The following is a 256-nucleotide window of genomic DNA, read 5'->3' on the forward strand; positions in this document are numbered from 1 at the left end:
CATGACTGGGGTGAAGTCGTAACAAGGTAGCCGTAGGGGAACCTGCGGCTGGATCACCTCCTTAAACGATGCGTCACCGTTAGTAAGCGTCCACAATGAATTACCTGATCAGATAGCTGTCGATGAGCAGTGATAAGCCAGCCGCCTCCGGCGGTGTCTTATCACTGCTTATAGCAGTCGCTCTTTAACAATGTATATCATGCTGACAAGAACACTTCGTAAGAAGTGGTCTTAAATTGTGATACGTCGCAAGACG

1 rRNA gene is annotated in these 256 nt (G+C 48.4%); it reads left to right on the forward strand.

The features are described from left to right. Positions 1-64: ribosomal RNA gene (locus RZA33_RS19610) — 16S ribosomal RNA — on the forward strand; the annotation flags it as partial. Positions 65-256 lie beyond the last annotated feature (192 nt).

Source organism: Halovibrio sp. HP20-59, from assembly GCF_033052795.2.
Taxonomy (GTDB): domain Bacteria; phylum Pseudomonadota; class Gammaproteobacteria; order Pseudomonadales; family Halomonadaceae; genus Vreelandella.